Raw genomic sequence first — 18,602 nt, 5'->3', positions numbered from 1 at the left:
CCCTGATAACGGTAGGTACCGTTTGCTTTTACTAATAATCACGTTCAAAGCAACACTCACAGGTGTCTTTCCATCATGCGGTATCGCAACCTTCCCAGCAACCGGCTGCTCTCTGTAGACCTTTGCACCATGTACTTTTCCTAATCATCACTTTTTATATTTACAGAGTATTCTAACTCCTTACTTTATAAAATGCAAGCCTTTTTTGAAACATTCTGATTTTCTAACTCCTAAATTCTTCTAAAGTGTGAAAAGTTAATTTTGTAATACATATTCTTATGTATCAAATTCGAAATTACACCTCTAACATTTTTCCATTTTTTACATAAAAACCAATTCATTTACGCATATTAATAAAAAATTTTATAGCGAGGTGTGTATATGCAAAAAGCAATTAGTTTCTTTCTCCTATTGTTTTGCCTAATTGTAGTAAACGAAACATACGCCTATTCACCAAAATCTTTACCAATCTCTCAAAACTCTGATCAATGGCAAGTGAATATTGATAAACCGAAAAAAACAAACAAGAATATGCTTCAAGCTAAAAAAGATGAATTTCAAACATATCATTTTTCAGTAAAGAATGTTGGGAATAGTGAGGTATATAACGTAAACGTCGAAGTATTCCGCAACGAACCAAATAAGAAAACGAAATATGAACTCTTTTCCCTAAAGGAAAGTCGTTTAGCAAGTGGAAAAACTGGATTTGAACACGCTAATTTACCTGTTGCTACAAAAGCGGATGAGGTTGATGTGATTATTACATGGCAAGAACACCCATTCCGATCGATGCGAAATGGTCAAAAAGTTGAATCTAGAAAATTTAAAGAGCATTTTGTTTTTAAAGAAGCTAAAAAGTAAATGGGATCCGGATATATTCACACTAACATTGATATAGCTTTATTTACTAGTACCAGTTCGTAAGCAAATTAAAAAGTCGTGGCTTAATGCCACGACTTTTTATATTAATTCGTACTAATGCCTCTCGCTGCCCAAATGCGATCGATATCAGCAGCATGTTGTCCGCCATATAAAAGAGCATCCGCTTGCTTAATCGCTTTTGCTCCATCACTGAATTTAGAGTTTGGTGTTAATGACCAGTGTGATTGTAAAATGATTTTCGTTGCTACATCACGGCCAAAAGCTTGTGCCATTTCGTATTGACCTTGAGCCCAAATTTCACCATCATCATGCACTTCATTCGTTATATCTTTCGGATATACTTTATTCGTATCTAATCGGCGTAAGCATGTTGGATCTGAACTAGAATAAGCTGTCGCATCCCATTCTCCAACACATGCTTTACCATATCCAGTAGTCGATACTGCATCTTCATATGTAGCACCTAAGAAGTCGCCAAATCCTTCTCCCATCGCTCCACCTTCTGCTGAACTACCAAAGCCAGGAACTTGGTTATCTTGAATCGAATGCCCATATTCATGTGCGATAATACCAGCATCTTCTGCATCATCAACACCGCCAGTACCGAAAGTTAAAGCTTTTGTTGATGGAGAATAGAATGAGTTATCATCAGTTGTACCATTAACATTCACTTTTATCGAACGGTTATTAATATTTTTAAAACCTAGACTTTGAATGTAACGTTGCAATGTGTCGATATGATAGTACGACATAACATCTTCAAAGCTATCATTTGCGCGTGTATAGTTAAATTGTAAATTCGTAGATTTTGTTTTCGCTTTTGAAGAAATCGTTACATATTCTCCAATTAAAAATCCTGTTCCATCTAAACCTTTTAACGTAACAGTTTTCAGTTGGTTCGTTAGAGCTGTTGAATCTGCATCGTTATTATCTTTTAAGCCTACTTTACTACCGCTAGATACGACTGGGTTAGGTAAAAATACTTTTCCTGACCCTTCAGCTTTTCGGTTTATATCAACCTTTTTAATTAACTTTCCATTTTCTGCATCAATAAATGTTTCCCATGCACCAAATGGATTATTAGAATGGACTACAACTTTATATACTGGACGAGCAATTCCTTCTTCAACAATATATCCGAACTCTTTATCTGTAGGAGCCCATAAATTTTGCTCACTTGCTTCTCCAACATACGCCATTGATTTTTGTATTGCATCTTTTTCACTAATTTTTGTCGTTACTTCCTTCACACCTGTAACAGGCTGATAATCAGAGACAGCGAGTACTCCCTTTCCCTCTCCGTTAAGAGTAACTGTAATTTGTTTTGAGAATACAGGCGCACCGTTAACAACTTGTTGGAACCTAACATATGAAGCTACTGACGTTTCTGTTGTAGAAATATATTGCAAGTCTGAAAGGTCTGTTTTCAATCCATACTGCGCAGCATTTTCTTTTAAATATTCAGTTGCTTTTTTCTGTGGCGAATAAGCTTCTAACTTTACTTGCTGTTGTTTTTCCAATGCCGAAACCGTAGAAATCGTCCCCATTACTAACGGTACAGTCATTGCCATTGCCACCATTTTTTTATTAAACATAGAACCACTCCCCCTAATAAAGTAGCTCAACCTTATCCCATTACCACTCGGCAATCATTCCCCACAAAATGGGGGGATAAAAATTGAATCTACGAGTAATTCTCTATGGACACTTCTATTACCTTTCCATTTAGGGTAAGTGAAATTTTCTCAATATTTATGTGTAAAGTGAACACAATATTTTAGAAATATATTTCTAAAGCAATTCCTTAACTCTTAAACTTTTTAAATGACTTTGTAAAAAACAGGCCACTTTTTTTACCTAACGGTAGGTTGAAAAAAATATTAATGAATGATACGATTTATATAACCTTTTTTTAGGAGGCTTTATTATGGGCAAAAGTGAAGAAACACTCTCTTCAATTATGGAAGCAAGCTATCGATTGTTTGCCGGACATGGTATTACCAAAACGACTTATTCAATGATTGCTGAAGAAGTCGGAATTGCTAAACCGTCCATTTATTATTACTTTAAATCTAAAGATGCATTAATCGAATGTATTTTCACAGAATTATGTGCTGCGATGCAGTTTTCTTCCTTCTTCCATACAGAAGAGTTTACGAAAGAAAATTTTATTGAGAAATGCATTGAAATTGGATTCAAAATAATTGATGAACAGCAGAACGATCCTTATTTTAATCGTGTGTTGCAAGAATATGTATTACTATCTTCAAGAAATGATATGTACAAAGATCGATTACTAACTGTGCAAACAGAATATTTACAAGGGTTTGAATCACTCCTTACAAAAGCAAATGAACTGCAATTGATTGAAAATATAAATCTAGTTTCAAAAGCTCATATGTTAGCATTAGTGCTTGATAATGTCGGGAATTTTATGATGTTACATGTGGATATAGATTATAGACAAATATGGATGGAAGCTGTAAACAGTATTTTTGAAAGAAGGGATTGAATTGAATACTAAAAAACGAATTATCGGCTTAGACTTTGCTAGAGCTTTGGCGATGTTTGGTATGCTGCTTGTTAATTTTATGGTTATAACAGGTGCAGAAGGAAATGGTCCCCCATTTTTAATAACTTTCATGTCACTTTTTGAAGGTAGAGCTTCTGCCTTGTTTGTTATACTTGCTGGAATTGGCATATCTTTAATGACTAGATCATCTGTTGCTAGAAATGAAAAAATAAAAATTTCTAATAGCCGAAAGATCATATGGAAACGGGCACTATTCTTATTTATTTTAGGATTACTTTTATACGTAATGGAGTGGACTGGGGATATATTACACTACTATGGTGTTTACCTTTTCGTTGCTGCCTTACTCATTACAGTCCGAAAAAAAGCATTACTCTTCTTATCTATTATTATCCTACTCTTGGCACAATCTCTTCAGCTTACTTTCAATGCTTTCGAAGGTTGGGGAGGCCCTACTCCATTTATAAACTATGTAGACTTCTGGACAGTTAACGGTTTTCTTCGCAATTTATTCTTTAATGGTTATCACCCTTTTTTCCCATGGTTTTCATTCTTCTTAATCGGTATGATAATTGGCAGATTAGATCTTCATAATAAAAAGATTAGAGATAGGTTGCTCTTGCTCGGTATTACATTCACCATACTGATAGAACTTTTATCAAAAGGGCTCACGTACTACTTCATTCCACACATTAGCAAAGCAACTGCTACATTTTTGTTTAATACAGGACCCATTTTACCAAATGTATTGTACATTTTATCTGCAACAGGATCTGCTATTGCTATATTAATACTTTGCCTCTATATCACTGAAAAATATGAAAATAATTGGTTTGTTACTTCCATTATACAAACAGGTCAATTAACATTAACTCATTATGTAAGTCATGTATTTATCGGGATTGGGACATTAATTCTATTCAATAGAATGGAACATCAAACACTACTTTTCGTTTTATTATTTGCTACTATATTTTTCATTTTCAGTATTTTGTTTAGCGTATTATGGAGAAAGAAATTTTCTAGAGGACCTATCGAATGGATTATGAGGAAATTAGCTAGTTAATTTACCTCCATACGAAAAAGGAAGTTGGAATCATTCCAACTTCCTTTTTTCTTTAATTAGCTGCACTTAATTTAATTCTAAGTTTTGTTTCACCTAAAGAAAGTTCATCGTCTTCGTTCGTTAAGTGACCAAATGTAAATTGTTTTACGAGTAAGTTTTCTTCCAATAAATCTTTATGGTTCGTTAACGTTCGTTGTAGTTCTTCTTCTGTATCGAGAATAACATCGACTCGTAAATTAACTGGTAAATTCAACTGTTTACGATATTCTTGAACCGCACGAATGAATTCACGCGCTACTCCTTCTTGTAACAATTCTTCCGTTACATTCGTATCTAACATAACCGTATATTGTCCGTTAGTCGTATTAGAGAATCCTGATTTTGCAACTTTCTCAACTAACACATCTTCAGCAGTTACAACTACTTTTTCTCCTGGTGTTGCTTCGTAAACTACTCTTTCTGTTGATACAAAGTTTTGTACTTCTTCTTGTGATAATTGTTTTAGCCAACCATTCACTGCATTCACATTTTTACCGAATTTCGGCCCCGCTGTTTTAAAATTGAGCTTCAATTGATATGATGTGTATTTTGTTTCATCGAGTTCAACATGGAACGCTTTTACATTTAACTCATCCATAACGATATCACGATAAGATTCCCAATCCATATCATTCTCGTTATGCTCAAGTAATACAAGTTCTGCTAGCGGCTGTTTTACTTTTAAAGAATGCTGATTACGGTTACTTCTTCCAAGTTCAACAACTTGTAAAACAGCATCCATTTCCGCTTCTAATTTCGGCTGAAGTAGTGATTCATTTACAACTGGATAATCAGCTAAATGAACGCTACTTCCTTCTAAATTAAGATGAATGTCTTCCGCGACAAACGGTGTGAATGGTGCAATTAATTTACTAATTGTTACAAGTACTTCATGAAGTGTCTCATACGCAGCAGCTTTTTCAGCGTTCATACCAGATTCCCAGAAACGATTACGTGAGCGTCTTACATACCAGTTACTCACTTCATCTACAAGTACTGCAATTTCACGAGCTGCATTCGTAAATTGATAATCATCAAGTGCTGTTCTCACTTTTTTCGTTGTACTATGCAATCTTGATAATACCCATTCGTCTAATTTCGTACGCTTTACATCATACGTTTCTTTCGGGTTATACTCATCTAAATTTGCATATAAAACGTAGAAGCTATACACATTGACTAATGTATCTACAAATTTAGATTTCGCTTCCAGTACGGTTCTTTCAGAAAAACGCTTCGCATTCCACGGAGCACTATCAACAAGTAAAGCCCATCTTAGCGCATCTGCACCAAACTTATCTACTAAATCAACTGGATCTAGTGCATTCCCTTTACTTTTAGACATTTTCTGACCTTCTTCATCTAAAACATGCCCTAGTGATAACACTCGTTTATACGGTACTTTTCCTGTATACAGTGCTGAGACTGCTAATAAACTATAAAACCAGCCGCGTGTTTGATCAATTCCTTCTGCAATAACATCAGCTGGAAACTGCTCTTCAAATAACTCTTTATTTTCAAATGGGTAATGATATTGTGCAAATGGCATGGAACCACTATCAAACCAAACATCAATTACTTCTGGTGTACGATTCATTGTGCCTCCGCATTTTTCGCAGCGGACTTGAACTTCATCTACATAAGGCTTATGCAATTCTAAATCTTCCGGTGTTTCTTTCGTACTATGCTTTCTTAATTCGGCAATGCTTTTCGGCGCAAACTGATGATCACAACTTTCACATTCCCACACGTTTAATGGCGTTCCCCAATATCTATTTCGGCTAATATTCCAGTCCACCATATTTTCTAAAAACTTACCAAATCGTCCATGTTTCATATGATCCGGATACCAAGTAACTGAATCATTATTTTGTAAAAATGTATCTTTAATTGCAGTTGTTCGGATTAACCAACTTTCTCCTGCATAATAAAGTAGTGGTGAATCACAACGCCAGCAATGTGGGTAGCTATGTTCATATTTTTCTTTATGATATAGCAAACCTTCTTTCGCTAAATAACGAACAATGTCAACGTCACAATCTTTTACAAATTTACCTTTCAAAAATGGTACCGCTTCTGTATACTCACCTTTTTCATCTACAACGTGCAAGAATGACAATCCTTCACTTTGAACAACTCTATAATCGTCCTCTCCATATGCTGGAGCAATATGAACAAGTCCTGTACCACTATCTGCCGTTACAAAATCTGCTGCGATAACGCGGTAACCGTTTGTAACTTCTTTCATCGGAAATGGTGCTGTATAAGATGTGTTTAATAATTCTTCGCCTTTATGAACAGATAATACTTCATAGTTTTCTTTTAATACTTCTTGTACACGTTCTTTCGCAACAATGTATACATGACCTTCTTGTTTTGCTTTAACGTATTCCATATTTGGATGTACAGCAAGCGCAACATTTGCTGGAAGTGTCCAAGGCGTTGTTGTCCAGCCTAAGAAATACTCATTTTCACTATCTTTCACTTTAAACTTCACTGTTGCACTTAAATCTTTTACTGTTTTATACCCTTGTGCCACCTCATGTGAGCTCAATGAAGTTTGGCAGCTTGGGCAGTATGGTGAAACTCTATGTCCTTTATATAACAATCCTTTTTCATGGATTGTCCCCAAAATATGCCATACACTTTCAATATATGGATTCTTTAAAGTTACATATGGATCATCCATATCTACCCAATAACCAATACTTTCAGTGAATTCACGCCACTGCTTTTCATATGTGAAAACACTCTCTTTACACTTTTGAATAAATGGTTCAATGCCATATTCTTCGATCTCATGTTTACCAGAAATACCAAGTTGCTTCTCAACACCTAGTTCTACAGGTAAACCGTGTGTATCCCATCCTGCTTTTCTTACTACTTTATAACCAGCCATCGTTTTATATCTTGCTACTAAATCTTTAATTGCCCGACCAAGTGCATGGCCGACGTGTGGTAAACCGTTCGCCGTTGGTGGCCCTTCATAAAATACGAAAGACTGTGCGCCTTCTCGATTCTGAATTGATTGTTCGAAAATATTTTGTTCGTTCCACTGTTTGCGAATTCGCATTTCTCTTCCTACAGCTGATTCTTTTACATCTACTTTTTCCATATACAATCACTCCTTTGAATATTTTAAAGCACACAAAAAACCCATCCCTATAAAGTAGGGACGGGTTTACCCGCGATACCACCCTAATTCTATTAGCTTTTTCACTAATAGCACTTAGCAACGTACTATCATACGTGTTCTTTGTAACGGTAGACATCCGTCCGGGCTTACTTACTTTCAGCCTCGGCTCCTCGGAGATGATTTTCAAATAACGTCTGCCCACCGGCTTTCAGCAATATACCGGCTCTCTGGAGAACAGTTCACTATTTTACTCTTTCTCGTCTTCAGATTTGTATACTTTATTAAAAGTTATTTTATGCCATTTGACAACTAATTGTCAACTAATTCAAAATATATGCTTATCCTTATCCCCTATTCTTATACAATTACTTTTCAAATTCTCGCAATGCTGCTAAATTTTCATCATCCTCAATAAGTTCAGCAAAAAATCCCGATTCATCCTCACGAAGGACAATTTCAAGCTCTTCCTTCGCCTCTTCATTTCTATTTAACTGTGCTAAATAACAAGCACGATCATATCTTGCTAACAAATCATTTGCATCCATTGTTAATACTTCATTTGCTATTTTTTCTGCCTTTACTGTTTGGCCGGCACCATGATATGAAGACGCTAAAGAAAGGAGAATTGCTGTTTCATTTGGATGATGTATAGAAGCATTTTCTAATACATGAATTGCCTCTTCAAACCTTTCTTGACTTTGATATATTTCTCCTAAAGCAAGAAATGCTCTACTTACGAACGGTGTTTGCTCCGTTAATTGTAAGGTAATCTTTTCTGCTTTTCTTTCTTCCCCTGCTTTAAAAAATACTTGTGCTTGCAGAAGAAGAGTATCATAATCATCTGGTAGTTCTCGAACCATTTGCTTCGTTAATTCCAAAGCATCTCTTAACATATCTTCTTCCTCACACTCAACGAAAAGATTTACAAGTTGCTTCGCTACTTCATAATCCCATCTATTTTCTAGTGACGTGTGCAAAATCTCTATTGCTTCTCTATTCATCTCTACATTCTCATAAAATAGCGCAAATCGCTGTGCTGCCATACTATTTTTCGGATTTAACTTTAAAGAGATTTCATATAAATCAATTATCATAGTAACCATTGAAATTTCTTTCGCACGATTTTTCATACGATAAAAAGCCCTCGTAATGATAGATCGTTTCGGCTGTTCATGCAGCTGGCGTTCAATCCATATTTCCGTAACCGCAGCTGCAGCATACATGAATGCTGTACTTCTTTCTGCTTTTTTCACCTTTAATGTATGAAGAAAATCTCGTATGTTAGACAATTTTTTATGTTGCTCTACTGCTTTTACATAAACATCAAATATACGTTCATTATCAAAATCTTTTTGTATTACTTTCATTGCAACTTCAATTGCTTTTACATTTCTTTTTTTCACTAATACTTTTGCATAATGATATAGTACTTCTATATGCTCACCATCTAATTGTAGCGCGTATTCAATCTGTGCTTGTTCTTTATCTATTTCATTCATCGCTCCGTACACATATGCAATCGCATCTAAACGCCATATTTCAGGTACTTCGTCCGCTAATTGTTCTAGTTCAATCAGCAATTCTTCCTGAAGGTTCATTTCTACTGAAAGCTGTGCCAAATATTCCATATTAATATGCAACGGCTCTTCTTTCATCGCCTGAACCATATGACTTTGTTCTTTAGAACGGTTTTCTTCTTTTTCGTATATTTCCGCAAGCTGTAAATGTACACCTACGAAATTCCCATCAAGCTCTAAACATGTTTCATACGCTTGTTTTGCTTCCGTCAATTGCCCTAATGCCATAAGTGTTTCACCAATTCGGTAATACGGTAATGCCGTTTCCTTTTGTTCTATCGCCTTATTATATCTTTTCATCGCTTGGCCATACTGTCCAATAGATTCATATAAAATACCTGCATAACAACCGTACTCACTTACTTCATTACTTTCTTTGTGTAACGTTCTTAAAAATGCTATACCTCGTTGTACAAATTCCGTTCCTTTAATTCGATTCACATATTCATCTAACGCACTTGCTACATTATAATCGCTTTTCTTTATACCATTTTCTAACTTAGATAGCGCTACTTTAAACCCTTCTTCATTTCCACCAAGTTCAAGTTCAGCATCCCATAAAACCATTCCTGCATTCATGAGGAAATCTTGGCTCTTTTCAATTTGCTTCTCAAGACCAAGAATGTATTCTTTTGCTTCCTTGTATTGTTCTCTTGCCATATACACTTGTGTAAGTCCGAAGTGAGAATAAACATCCTCATCGTTTTCTTCTAAAGCACGCTTATACAATACTTCTGCTTCTTCCAAGCTATCATTTTGAAAATGATAGTCCCCTAATTTTACGTAAAGAGGTGCTTTATCATCACAATTCTCAATACCGTTTAATAAAATTTCTTTCGTACTTTCCTCATCCTTCAAATCAGATTCGTATATTTCTGAAAGTTTCGTATAAATGTAAGATGCATTACTATCCAAATGAATCGCTACTTTAAGCCCTTTTATTGCTAAATATAATTTTCCTAGTTGATGTGCACATCTCGCTCGTTCATACCATACATGTGCTTCATATTTATACTCTTTTAACAAGTCATTAAAGATTTCATATGCTTCTTCATATCTTTCTAAATCTATTAATATTAAACCGTGATTCGTTAAAGTGAACCTTTCAGGACTGCGCTCTAACGCAACTTGAGAGTATTGCAATGCTTTTTCAGATTGATCAATATACATATAGGATAAAGCGAGAAAACTCCAAGCAATAGGCTGATCTGCGTCTAATTGTAACGATGAACGAAAGCTTGAAATTGCTTCTATATAACTTTCCTGCTCAAAAGCATATCTTCCATTTATCAAATGATATAATGCACGATTATTTTTCTTCTCAACGCTTGTCAGCATTTGCTCCGCTTTCTCTACTTCCTGAAGACGAATAAAACACTGTGCACCATGCAATTTAACAAAGTCCGAGTTCGGAAACTTTTCCATTAACTTATCGATACAATATAAAATAAATTCTTTATCTACTTCAACATCTAAGTGCTTTATCGTATATAGCCACGTATTTGGATTATCGCTCCTTTCTTTTAAAAATTGTACTAAGTTACTAATTCCCTCTTTGTCATGTTCATCTAAATGATCCGTAAGAGAAAAAATAGATTTAAAATAACGATTTTCTTCCTCACTTAGAAACGCTAGTTGCGCCTTCTTTTCTTTCGGAACAAACGTGATTGCTAAACAGCCTGTATAACGATATTTTTCTTGTAATTTACTATATTCTACAAGAACTGGTTCTATAAAGTTTGGATCTTGAACATAGAAAGCTTGCAATGTATCATCATATCCAGATAGAACTTGTACGTGTGAAGCATGCTCAATATCTATACTTAATAAAACAGGAATTCCTTCATCAATCAGTCTCTTATAATTCTCTTCATTCCCTTTAAAATAACGATATTCATAACCTAATTCTTCTAAATAAGAAACAGTATCTGAAAACTTCGATCCTGTCATATCAAAAATAAACTCTGCTATTTCATCTTGTGTACGTGTCTCTCCCCATATACGCAACATCATCTCTAAACTTGTCGGAACACAATAATTATCCTTTTGTACAATAGGAACTATCGGCAAGTGAACCTTTTTTCCATCCGGATTTTTTTCTAAATTATGATATAAAGATTCTTTTAAACTCTTTTCTTTTTTTAATAGCTTTTGTAAATCTGCAAATTTATTCATTTTGTAAAGCGCTTCTGCACGTAAATGTACAAAGTAAGTATTATAGGCATGATATGGCAGCTGAGTATTTATGTTATCTATTACCGCTAACATCTCTTCATATTGCTCTAAATCTAATAAATACTTTACCTTCTCAAAATGAAAATATGGTACTTGTGGGAACTTTACAATCGCATCATCAATTAACTGTATCGCACGTTTTTGTTCTCCTTTATTTGCATACAATTGTGATAATAAATAGGTAGATAACTCTTCACAATCTTCATGCTGCATGCCAGCAATAAATTGTTCTTCCGCTTTCTCCCATTCGCCTGTATGCATATAAACGTAGCCCCATTTATCAAACACTACGCGCGTACTATATTCCTCTGCTTTTTGCATATACATTAGCGCTTCTTCATTTCTTTTCATTTCTAAAAGACATCGTACTAATGTAAAATATGTTTTCGCTAAAAAATCTGCATCTATTTCTTCTTTACTTAACTCTTCTAAAGAAGATTTTAACAACTGCTCTGCTTCAAGAATTTTCCGCTCATCAATTAACTCATCACAATATAAAGAGAGCGTTCTCATATTTGGGAATTTTTTATAAGCGTAACGAATGAGGAATGAACTGTATTGGTGCATAAGCCCTTCATCAGTAAGGCGAATTAATATATCGAACTCCTTATGCGAAATAATATTGGCAAGCCAATTCTTCACATAGGATAAAGTATTCGTTTCTTTTATATATGCAATTTCATTATTTATTTCCTGTAATCCATCTACAAATCTCTTGTCTTTTAAACAAGTTTCTAACTGCTTAAAATCTAGCATGCATTCACCTCGAATTTATATTTATACTGCTACTTGCTTAGATTTTACACACCATATAGTATGTATTCAACTAAAATCTCTTATAATGGATGGTATTAATTAATATTATTCAAATTTATAACAAAATATAGTAAAAATGATTGTTTTTCTCCGTATTTTGTTTAATTATATGGAATAACGTAACATGCGGTTTTAATCTTGTAGAAGCTGAAATTAGTACATAAAATTATATCAGCGATAATTCAAATATATCGGCGATTTTCAAATTATATCGACATTAAACGACGATCCTTATATATCATGACTTTTAACATACTATGTCACCAAATGTAATTTTCATATTCGGAGCGTATACTAAAGAAGAATGCACCTGAAATATTTTAAAAAATCGTAGTTCAGCTTCATATTGAGCTAGCGCATCATCATATGTTAATCCTCTAGCCATTAAACGTTCTACAAATTGTTGCTTATCACCCGGATCACCTGCAATCCCCTCTTCTTTTAATGATTGATACAAATCGTTTTTATCATTGTGATGCATATTTGAATCTAAAAAGTTCACTTTATCGCTTACTCTACATTCAATATTTTTCACACCTAATTCACTTAAATATATTGGTATTTTCATACCAATATTTCCATCTTTTCCACTCCTCTGCGTGTCACTTTCAAATAAATTCTGCAAAATGCCTAGCTGGATAATTTCCGATTGGTTCTCTCCATCCAAAGTGTATGAAGACATATTTGATATCCAATGTGGTTCAAAACAGATTATTTTCCCGCCACTTTTAACTGAATGAATCATTTTTTGTAGCATCGTTTTTGGTGAACTCATATGTAATAAGAAGGCATGACAAATTGCTATATCGTATGTATCGTTCAATTCAATTTCTATAGCATCTCCCTCCAGAAATTCTGACTCGTACGGAAGTGAACGAAACAACTCTCTCGCTTCAGCTAATAATGTTTCTCCACTATCAATGCCTGTATACTTTGATCCTTCTGGAAGTAAAGGCATTAATAATAAGCCTAAATAACCATATCCACAACCATAATCAACAACATGGACTGGCTCAGAAATCTTCCAAACTGAATTCACTAGAAAACTTACATAATCGCTATTGTAATATAAATCTCTCGTATTTTTTAAATACGCTAGTTTACTGTTCCAATCGTATGTTTCCAACCTCTAACGCCTCCTTTTATATACACCCCTTACAATTCTCCATTTAACAAAACATTCCTACATTTTTAACAATTACCCAAGAAATTGGTTTTAATAAGGTGAGATTACTGCTTACATGACTCCTATACCAAATAAAAAGGCATACATATCTGTAATGATACATACACCTTTTATGCTACATCTCCTCAGGAGCCTCCACCCCAAGTAAACGTAATCCTTCTTTTAATACAACCGTCACAGCATAAACCAATGCGAGTCTGCTGTCTTTTTCTTCACTCTCTTCTAATATACGAACATTACCGTAATATTTATTGAACGATTGTGCTACATCTAATACATATTTCGAAATAATCGATGGCTCATTTTTATTGAAAGCTGCTTCAATTACTTGTGGGAATTTGTTTAGTAATTTTACGACACTCCAGCTATGATCGTCTTTTAAAGCAAACGTACATGTTTCAAATTCTACACTTTCTTTTCTTAAAATAGAGCAAGCACGTGCATGTGTGTACTGTACGTAAGGGCCTGTTTCTCCTTCAAATTTCAGCATGTTTTCTAATGAGAATTCAATATTGTGCATACGCTCATTTTTTAAATCGTGGAAGATGATTGCACCAACACCGACTTGCTTTGCTACTACTTCTTTTTGTTTTAAGTTTGGATTTTTCTCTTCAATATTTTGTTTTGCAAGTTCGATTGCTTCTTCGAGTACTTCTTCAAGTAAAATAACTCTTCCTTTACGTGTCGACATTTTCTTACCATCTTTTAAAATGAAGCCAAACGGTACGTGTTCCATACCATCAACCCAAGTATAGCCAAGTTTTTTTAATACGGTGAAAAATTGATTGAAATGTAAGCTTTGTTCTGGACCAACAACATATAGCGCTTTATCAAACCCATAAGTGTTTTGACGATATAAAGCTGCCGTTAAGTCACGCGTTGCATAAATCGTCGCACCATCTGATTTTCTAATTAAGCAAGGCGGCATTCCTTCTTCTTCTAAATTAACGACTAATGCACCTTCTGATTCTTCAAGCAACTCATGTTCTTCTAAAATCCCAATAAAATCTTCCATTAAATTATTATAAAATGCTTCTCCCTGAAAATTAGTAAATTCTACGCCGAGAAGTTCATAAATGCGCGAAAATTCTTTAAGGGACTCATGACGGAACCAATTCCAAAGCTCTACCGCTTCTTCATCACCTTCTTCTAATTTCTTAAACCAAGCACGTCCTTCTTCTTCTAGTTCTTCGTCGTCTTTTACCTCTTCATGGAATTGGACATATAACTTAAATAGCTCACGTATTGGATCTTCTTTAACTACTGCTTCATTTCCCCATTTTTTATAAGCCGTAATTAACTTTCCAAACTGTGTTCCCCAATCTCCTATATAATTAATCCCTACAACTTCATAGCCACATTTTTCAGCGATATGTTTCAGCGAATTTCCTATCATTGTAGAACGTAAATGCCCCATCGAAAAAGGTTTCGCGATATTAGGAGAGGAATAATCAATTACTACTGTTTTTTCACAGCCAAAGTGGTTTTGACCGAACTCTTCTTTCTCCGCTAAAACTGTTTTTAATACTGCATCACTTACAGTTTCACGATTGAAAAATACATTTACATACGGACCAACGGCTTCTACTTTCGTAAAAAACGGATCATTTAATTTCTCAGCAACTTCCTTTGCGATAAGAGCTGGTGCTTTTTTATATTGCTTCGCTAATGAAAAACATGGGAACGCTGCATCTCCAAATTCATCTTGTTTCGGTGTTTCAATTAAATCTAAAATTTGTTTTTGCGTTAATTCATTCGTGAAAATATTAGATAAACTTTCCGCAAACTGCATTTTATAATCCATGATACAACCTCCTTATTTTTTAAAACACAAAAAACTCGTCTCTAAAAAAGAGACGAGTTTTAACCCGTGGTACCACCCTTGTTGTTCGTTACGAACCACTTTCCCGTTTATAACGAGGACAGGGGGGCCTCGGCTTTCTCTACTATTCGTTCAAGAAGCATCTCCGAAGTGCGCTTCATCTTTTTCTTCCGTACTAGGCTCACACCATCCCTAGCTCGCTTTCCTTCTAAAAAAGACTACTCTCTTCATCACAGACAGTATATTTAATTAATTATTGCTTATTATACATCTTTTCAAACAATTAGCAAGGGTCAATTACACCAAAATGAAACTTAGCACTTTTTCTTTTGTATACATGAAAATTGTGTTTTTCAAATCTAGAACTACGAAAATGATCTTTTAAAACAACACGTTTTCTCGCCACTCGTTTTGCCTCCGCAATTGTTTCGTCAGTAATATCATGATACAAAGCGAAGTGTTTTAATCCTTTAATTCCATCGGATTCTATGACAGTTTCTTCAAACATCGGATCAAGGTAAACGACATCATAACTATTGTCTTCACATTGCGCTAAAAATGAAAAATGCTCCGTTTGCTTTACTTGGATTCTTTGCATTGCTTCATCGATTTCAGAAACAGATGAAGACCATGTTTTCAAACCATTTTCCATAATATAAGCCATATATTCATTGCCTTCAAGTCCTGTTACTGTTCCACTTTCACCAACAACATAACTAGCTACAACACTATCTGATGCCATACCAAGCGTACAATCTAACACTCTCATTCCGCTCTCTAATTTAGCAGCTTGTACAAACGGATCGTGCTCTCCACGCATTAACCTTTTCACACGAAACATCGCTGAGTTCGGATGAAAGAAAAATGATTCTTCCGTACCTTTCGGATAAATAGCTAATCGGTTCTTTCCTACGACAAGTACATCTTGTTCATACTGTTCATGCAGCTTATGTACTGGTATGTCATTACGTTTAACGAAAGAAGCATTTAATTCTGCTGCTACCTTGTTTGCATAATCTGTCATTTCTTTGTTCGTTCTTCCTGCTGTTGTTACTATCATTCTTTCACCTCTATATAAAGAAAAGAGGGAGATTTACTCTCCCCCTTCTTTTAGCAATTCTTTTCGAAAGCTTGCTCTAAGTTCGTAATAATTTCGTCCATAGTTGCACCTTCAATTTCATGACGGTGAATGAAGTGAACAACTTCTTTTCCTTTTAATAATGCCATAGATGGTGAAGATGGAGGAATTTCTCCGAAGTATTCACGCATTTTTGCAGTAGCATCTTTATCTTGACCTGCGAATACAGTTACAAGATGATCAGGTTGTTTTTCAGCACGAACAACCGCTTGACCTGCTGATGGACGTGCTAAACCAGCTGCACAACCACAAACAGAGTTTACAACTACTAAAGTTGTACCTGATGTATTTTCCATAAATTCTGTTACAGCTTCTTCTGTAGTTAACTCTTCAAACCCAGAACGCACTAACTCTTGGCGCATTGGGATTACCATTTGGCGCATGTATTCTTCATAAGCATTTGACATCTTGTAATCTCTCCTTCAACTTTCATTCCAAATTCATCATATCACGCTCTATTAATAGGTGCAAAAGAAAGATAACGATGATTTCATTTTTTTGTAGGGATTTCACAAACCCCACCGCGGCAATGTCCCACTGGAACAAGTTTTCTATTATTAGCGATATAATCGTATACTTTACTTCCAAAACCAAGTACGATGGATAGCTTTATAAAAGGAACGGCAAACCAATAAGATGGAACGGCCTTTGCTAATACATCTATGCTCTGAATGCCGTCATACCACTTATTATTTTTAAAAATATACAGTCTTTGTTCCATCTTACTTTGTAGTTCTTGAGAAAGCTTATATTTCTCAACTACATCTTCATTTCGAAATGAAACAAATTTCATCTTACCCTTTTTATCTAATTTTTTCGTACGTTCTGCAACGGCCGTACACATCGGACACCAACTATCATAGAAAACAATCATACATTATTCCCCTTTACGAGACTCCGTCATTTGTTTCCATACAGAACCTTTTGCTTCTTCTCCGCCTTCAATACGCTCTAATGCTAGACGTGCTTGCATCGCTACTTCAAACTCTGGATCATCTTGCGCTGCTTTTAATGCTGGAATCGCACTTTCATCTCCAAGTTCAAATAAGAACATCGCTGCACGCCAGCGTACTAATTTACTTGGATCTTTCAGAGATTTAATCATAACGAACATCGCTGCCGGATCACCTACATCTGATAAACAATCTCCTGCAGTACGACGAACACTTACAGAGCGATCTAACAACGCTTTATATAATAACGGTAATACTTCATCACCTTTTACCATACCTAAATACGCTGTTGCTAAACGGCGTATTGAAACTTTTTCATCATCTAATGCCATCTTCAACACTGGAATATCTTCTTCAGTAGGATCCATTTGTTCTAATGCTGCAAAACGGTTTTTCCAGTCAGAATCTTTCATCATCTCTTCTGTTACTTTATATGGCTCACGCTTTTGAATCGTTACTTCAACAGCACCTGCTTGATTTAATAATTCTTTAACCGTTTCATTTACACGTTCTTCTGAATAAGCAGCAACAATCTCTTCTACTACTTCTTTCCCGATTTCTTCAAAATTACCGTAACGTGTACTTTGTTCTACCCATTTACGCTCTTTTACAACGTTTGGTGCAGACATTTGTACTTTCATAATTGATTCTTTGAAACGATCTGGTAAGCCAACGCGTTCTTCCGATGTTCCATCTGTTAACTTTACTTGCATTGGAATTGTAAAGAACATTTGAACAAACACTTTCACTTCTCCAAAATGAGACAGTTGTTGTTCTTCACTTTCTTCCACTACTTCTTCGCCAAAAACAGCACGAACTTGTTGTAATAATACTTTCCAGTCATACTTTGCATTTCGCTCGACTGCTAAAAAGTCAGCTACATGATACACACCTTTAATGCCTTCAATTTTCAAAATTTCTTGCACTTGCATTGGTGCTTGTTCTTTATTTTCATTTGTATAATTATTACGCGCTCCTGATGGTAATACTTCATTCAAAATAACTTTCATTGTATTTGGACTTGGCGTCGGTTCAATTGCTTTAATCTTCACGTAAAAAACTCTCCTTTATTGCGTGTTCTTAGCTGTATTGTAACATGTTATCACTCTATACTCCTACTCGGATGCTTAATTTTACTACTTTCTTCCCATTACCATACTATTTCATTCTTTTTACATTTCAAATTAGGAATGAGGTTTTAAAAGCTTTCGTTTCCGAT

At 35.0% G+C, this 18,602-nt stretch carries 12 protein-coding genes and 3 other annotated features (1 of these 15 running past the window's edge); of the genes, 3 read left to right on the top strand and 9 right to left on the bottom strand.

Going from position 1 to position 18,602, the window contains the following annotated elements; genetic code table 11:
- Positions 1–157: a binding site (T-box leader), on the bottom strand; it reaches 57 nt to the left of the window's first position.
- Between the two features lie 224 nt (positions 158–381).
- Entirely contained in the window at positions 382–861 is a 480-nt protein-coding gene (locus tag AC1Q51_RS02030) for a YozF family protein (RefSeq protein WP_001167912.1), read from the top strand.
- Between the two features lie 104 nt (positions 862–965).
- Here the strand turns inward: AC1Q51_RS02030 and AC1Q51_RS02025 are convergent, their stop codons facing one another.
- On the bottom strand, positions 966–2,477 hold the full coding sequence (locus AC1Q51_RS02025) for a M36 family metallopeptidase (protein ID WP_000482274.1): 1,512 nt from the start codon (positions 2,475–2,477) through the stop codon (positions 966–968).
- A 332-nt stretch (positions 2,478–2,809) separates the two neighbouring features.
- Here AC1Q51_RS02025 and AC1Q51_RS02020 point away from each other — a divergent pair, with 332 nt between their 5' ends.
- Positions 2,810–3,394 (top strand): TetR/AcrR family transcriptional regulator, encoded by a 585-nt coding sequence (locus tag AC1Q51_RS02020; RefSeq protein ID WP_097925474.1) that lies wholly within the window; start codon positions 2,810–2,812, stop codon positions 3,392–3,394.
- A 1-nt stretch (position 3,395) separates the two neighbouring features.
- Entirely contained in the window at positions 3,396–4,481 is a 1,086-nt protein-coding gene (locus AC1Q51_RS02015) for a DUF418 domain-containing protein (RefSeq protein WP_142340909.1), read from the top strand.
- 52 nt (positions 4,482–4,533) lie between these two features.
- Here AC1Q51_RS02015 and ileS read toward each other — a convergent pair whose 3' ends face one another.
- From ileS to AC1Q51_RS01975, 8 genes are all read right to left on the bottom strand, one after another.
- Complete coding sequence (ileS, locus tag AC1Q51_RS02010) at positions 4,534–7,635, bottom strand: isoleucine--tRNA ligase (RefSeq protein ID WP_492331333.1); 3,102 nt, start codon at positions 7,633–7,635, stop codon at positions 4,534–4,536.
- 53 nt (positions 7,636–7,688) lie between these two features.
- Positions 7,689–7,929, bottom strand: a binding site (T-box leader).
- Positions 7,930–8,021: 92 nt separating this feature from the next.
- Entirely contained in the window at positions 8,022–12,224 is a 4,203-nt protein-coding gene (locus AC1Q51_RS02005) for a bacteriocin-processing peptidase family protein (protein ID WP_097925477.1), read from the bottom strand.
- A 307-nt stretch (positions 12,225–12,531) separates the two neighbouring features.
- On the bottom strand, positions 12,532–13,410 hold the full coding sequence (locus tag AC1Q51_RS02000) for a class I SAM-dependent methyltransferase (protein WP_492331332.1): 879 nt from the start codon (positions 13,408–13,410) through the stop codon (positions 12,532–12,534).
- Between the two features lie 175 nt (positions 13,411–13,585).
- Positions 13,586–15,274 (bottom strand): arginine--tRNA ligase, encoded by a 1,689-nt coding sequence (gene argS, locus AC1Q51_RS01995; protein ID WP_097911856.1) that lies wholly within the window; start codon positions 15,272–15,274, stop codon positions 13,586–13,588.
- Positions 15,275–15,319: 45 nt separating this feature from the next.
- Positions 15,320–15,535 (bottom strand) — a binding site (T-box leader).
- Positions 15,536–15,575: 40 nt separating this feature from the next.
- Entirely contained in the window at positions 15,576–16,352 is a 777-nt protein-coding gene (locus AC1Q51_RS01990; RefSeq protein ID WP_000637461.1) for a class I SAM-dependent methyltransferase, read from the bottom strand.
- Between the two features lie 50 nt (positions 16,353–16,402).
- Positions 16,403–16,837, bottom strand: a complete 435-nt coding sequence (locus AC1Q51_RS01985; protein WP_000063706.1) for a BrxA/BrxB family bacilliredoxin — start codon at positions 16,835–16,837, stop codon at positions 16,403–16,405.
- Positions 16,838–16,920: 83 nt separating this feature from the next.
- Complete coding sequence (locus AC1Q51_RS01980; protein ID WP_000634891.1) at positions 16,921–17,304, bottom strand: thiol-disulfide oxidoreductase DCC family protein; 384 nt, start codon at positions 17,302–17,304, stop codon at positions 16,921–16,923.
- 3 nt (positions 17,305–17,307) lie between these two features.
- The gene (locus AC1Q51_RS01975; RefSeq protein ID WP_069355503.1) at positions 17,308–18,435 is read right to left on the bottom strand and encodes a conserved virulence factor C family protein; all 1,128 of its coding nucleotides are present in this window, start codon (positions 18,433–18,435) and stop codon (positions 17,308–17,310) included.
- Between the last annotated feature and the right edge of the window lie 167 nt (positions 18,436–18,602).

It is taken from the genome of Bacillus sp. MT94 (assembly GCF_058792475.1).
This window is presented reverse-complemented; position numbering and strand designations above follow the sequence as displayed.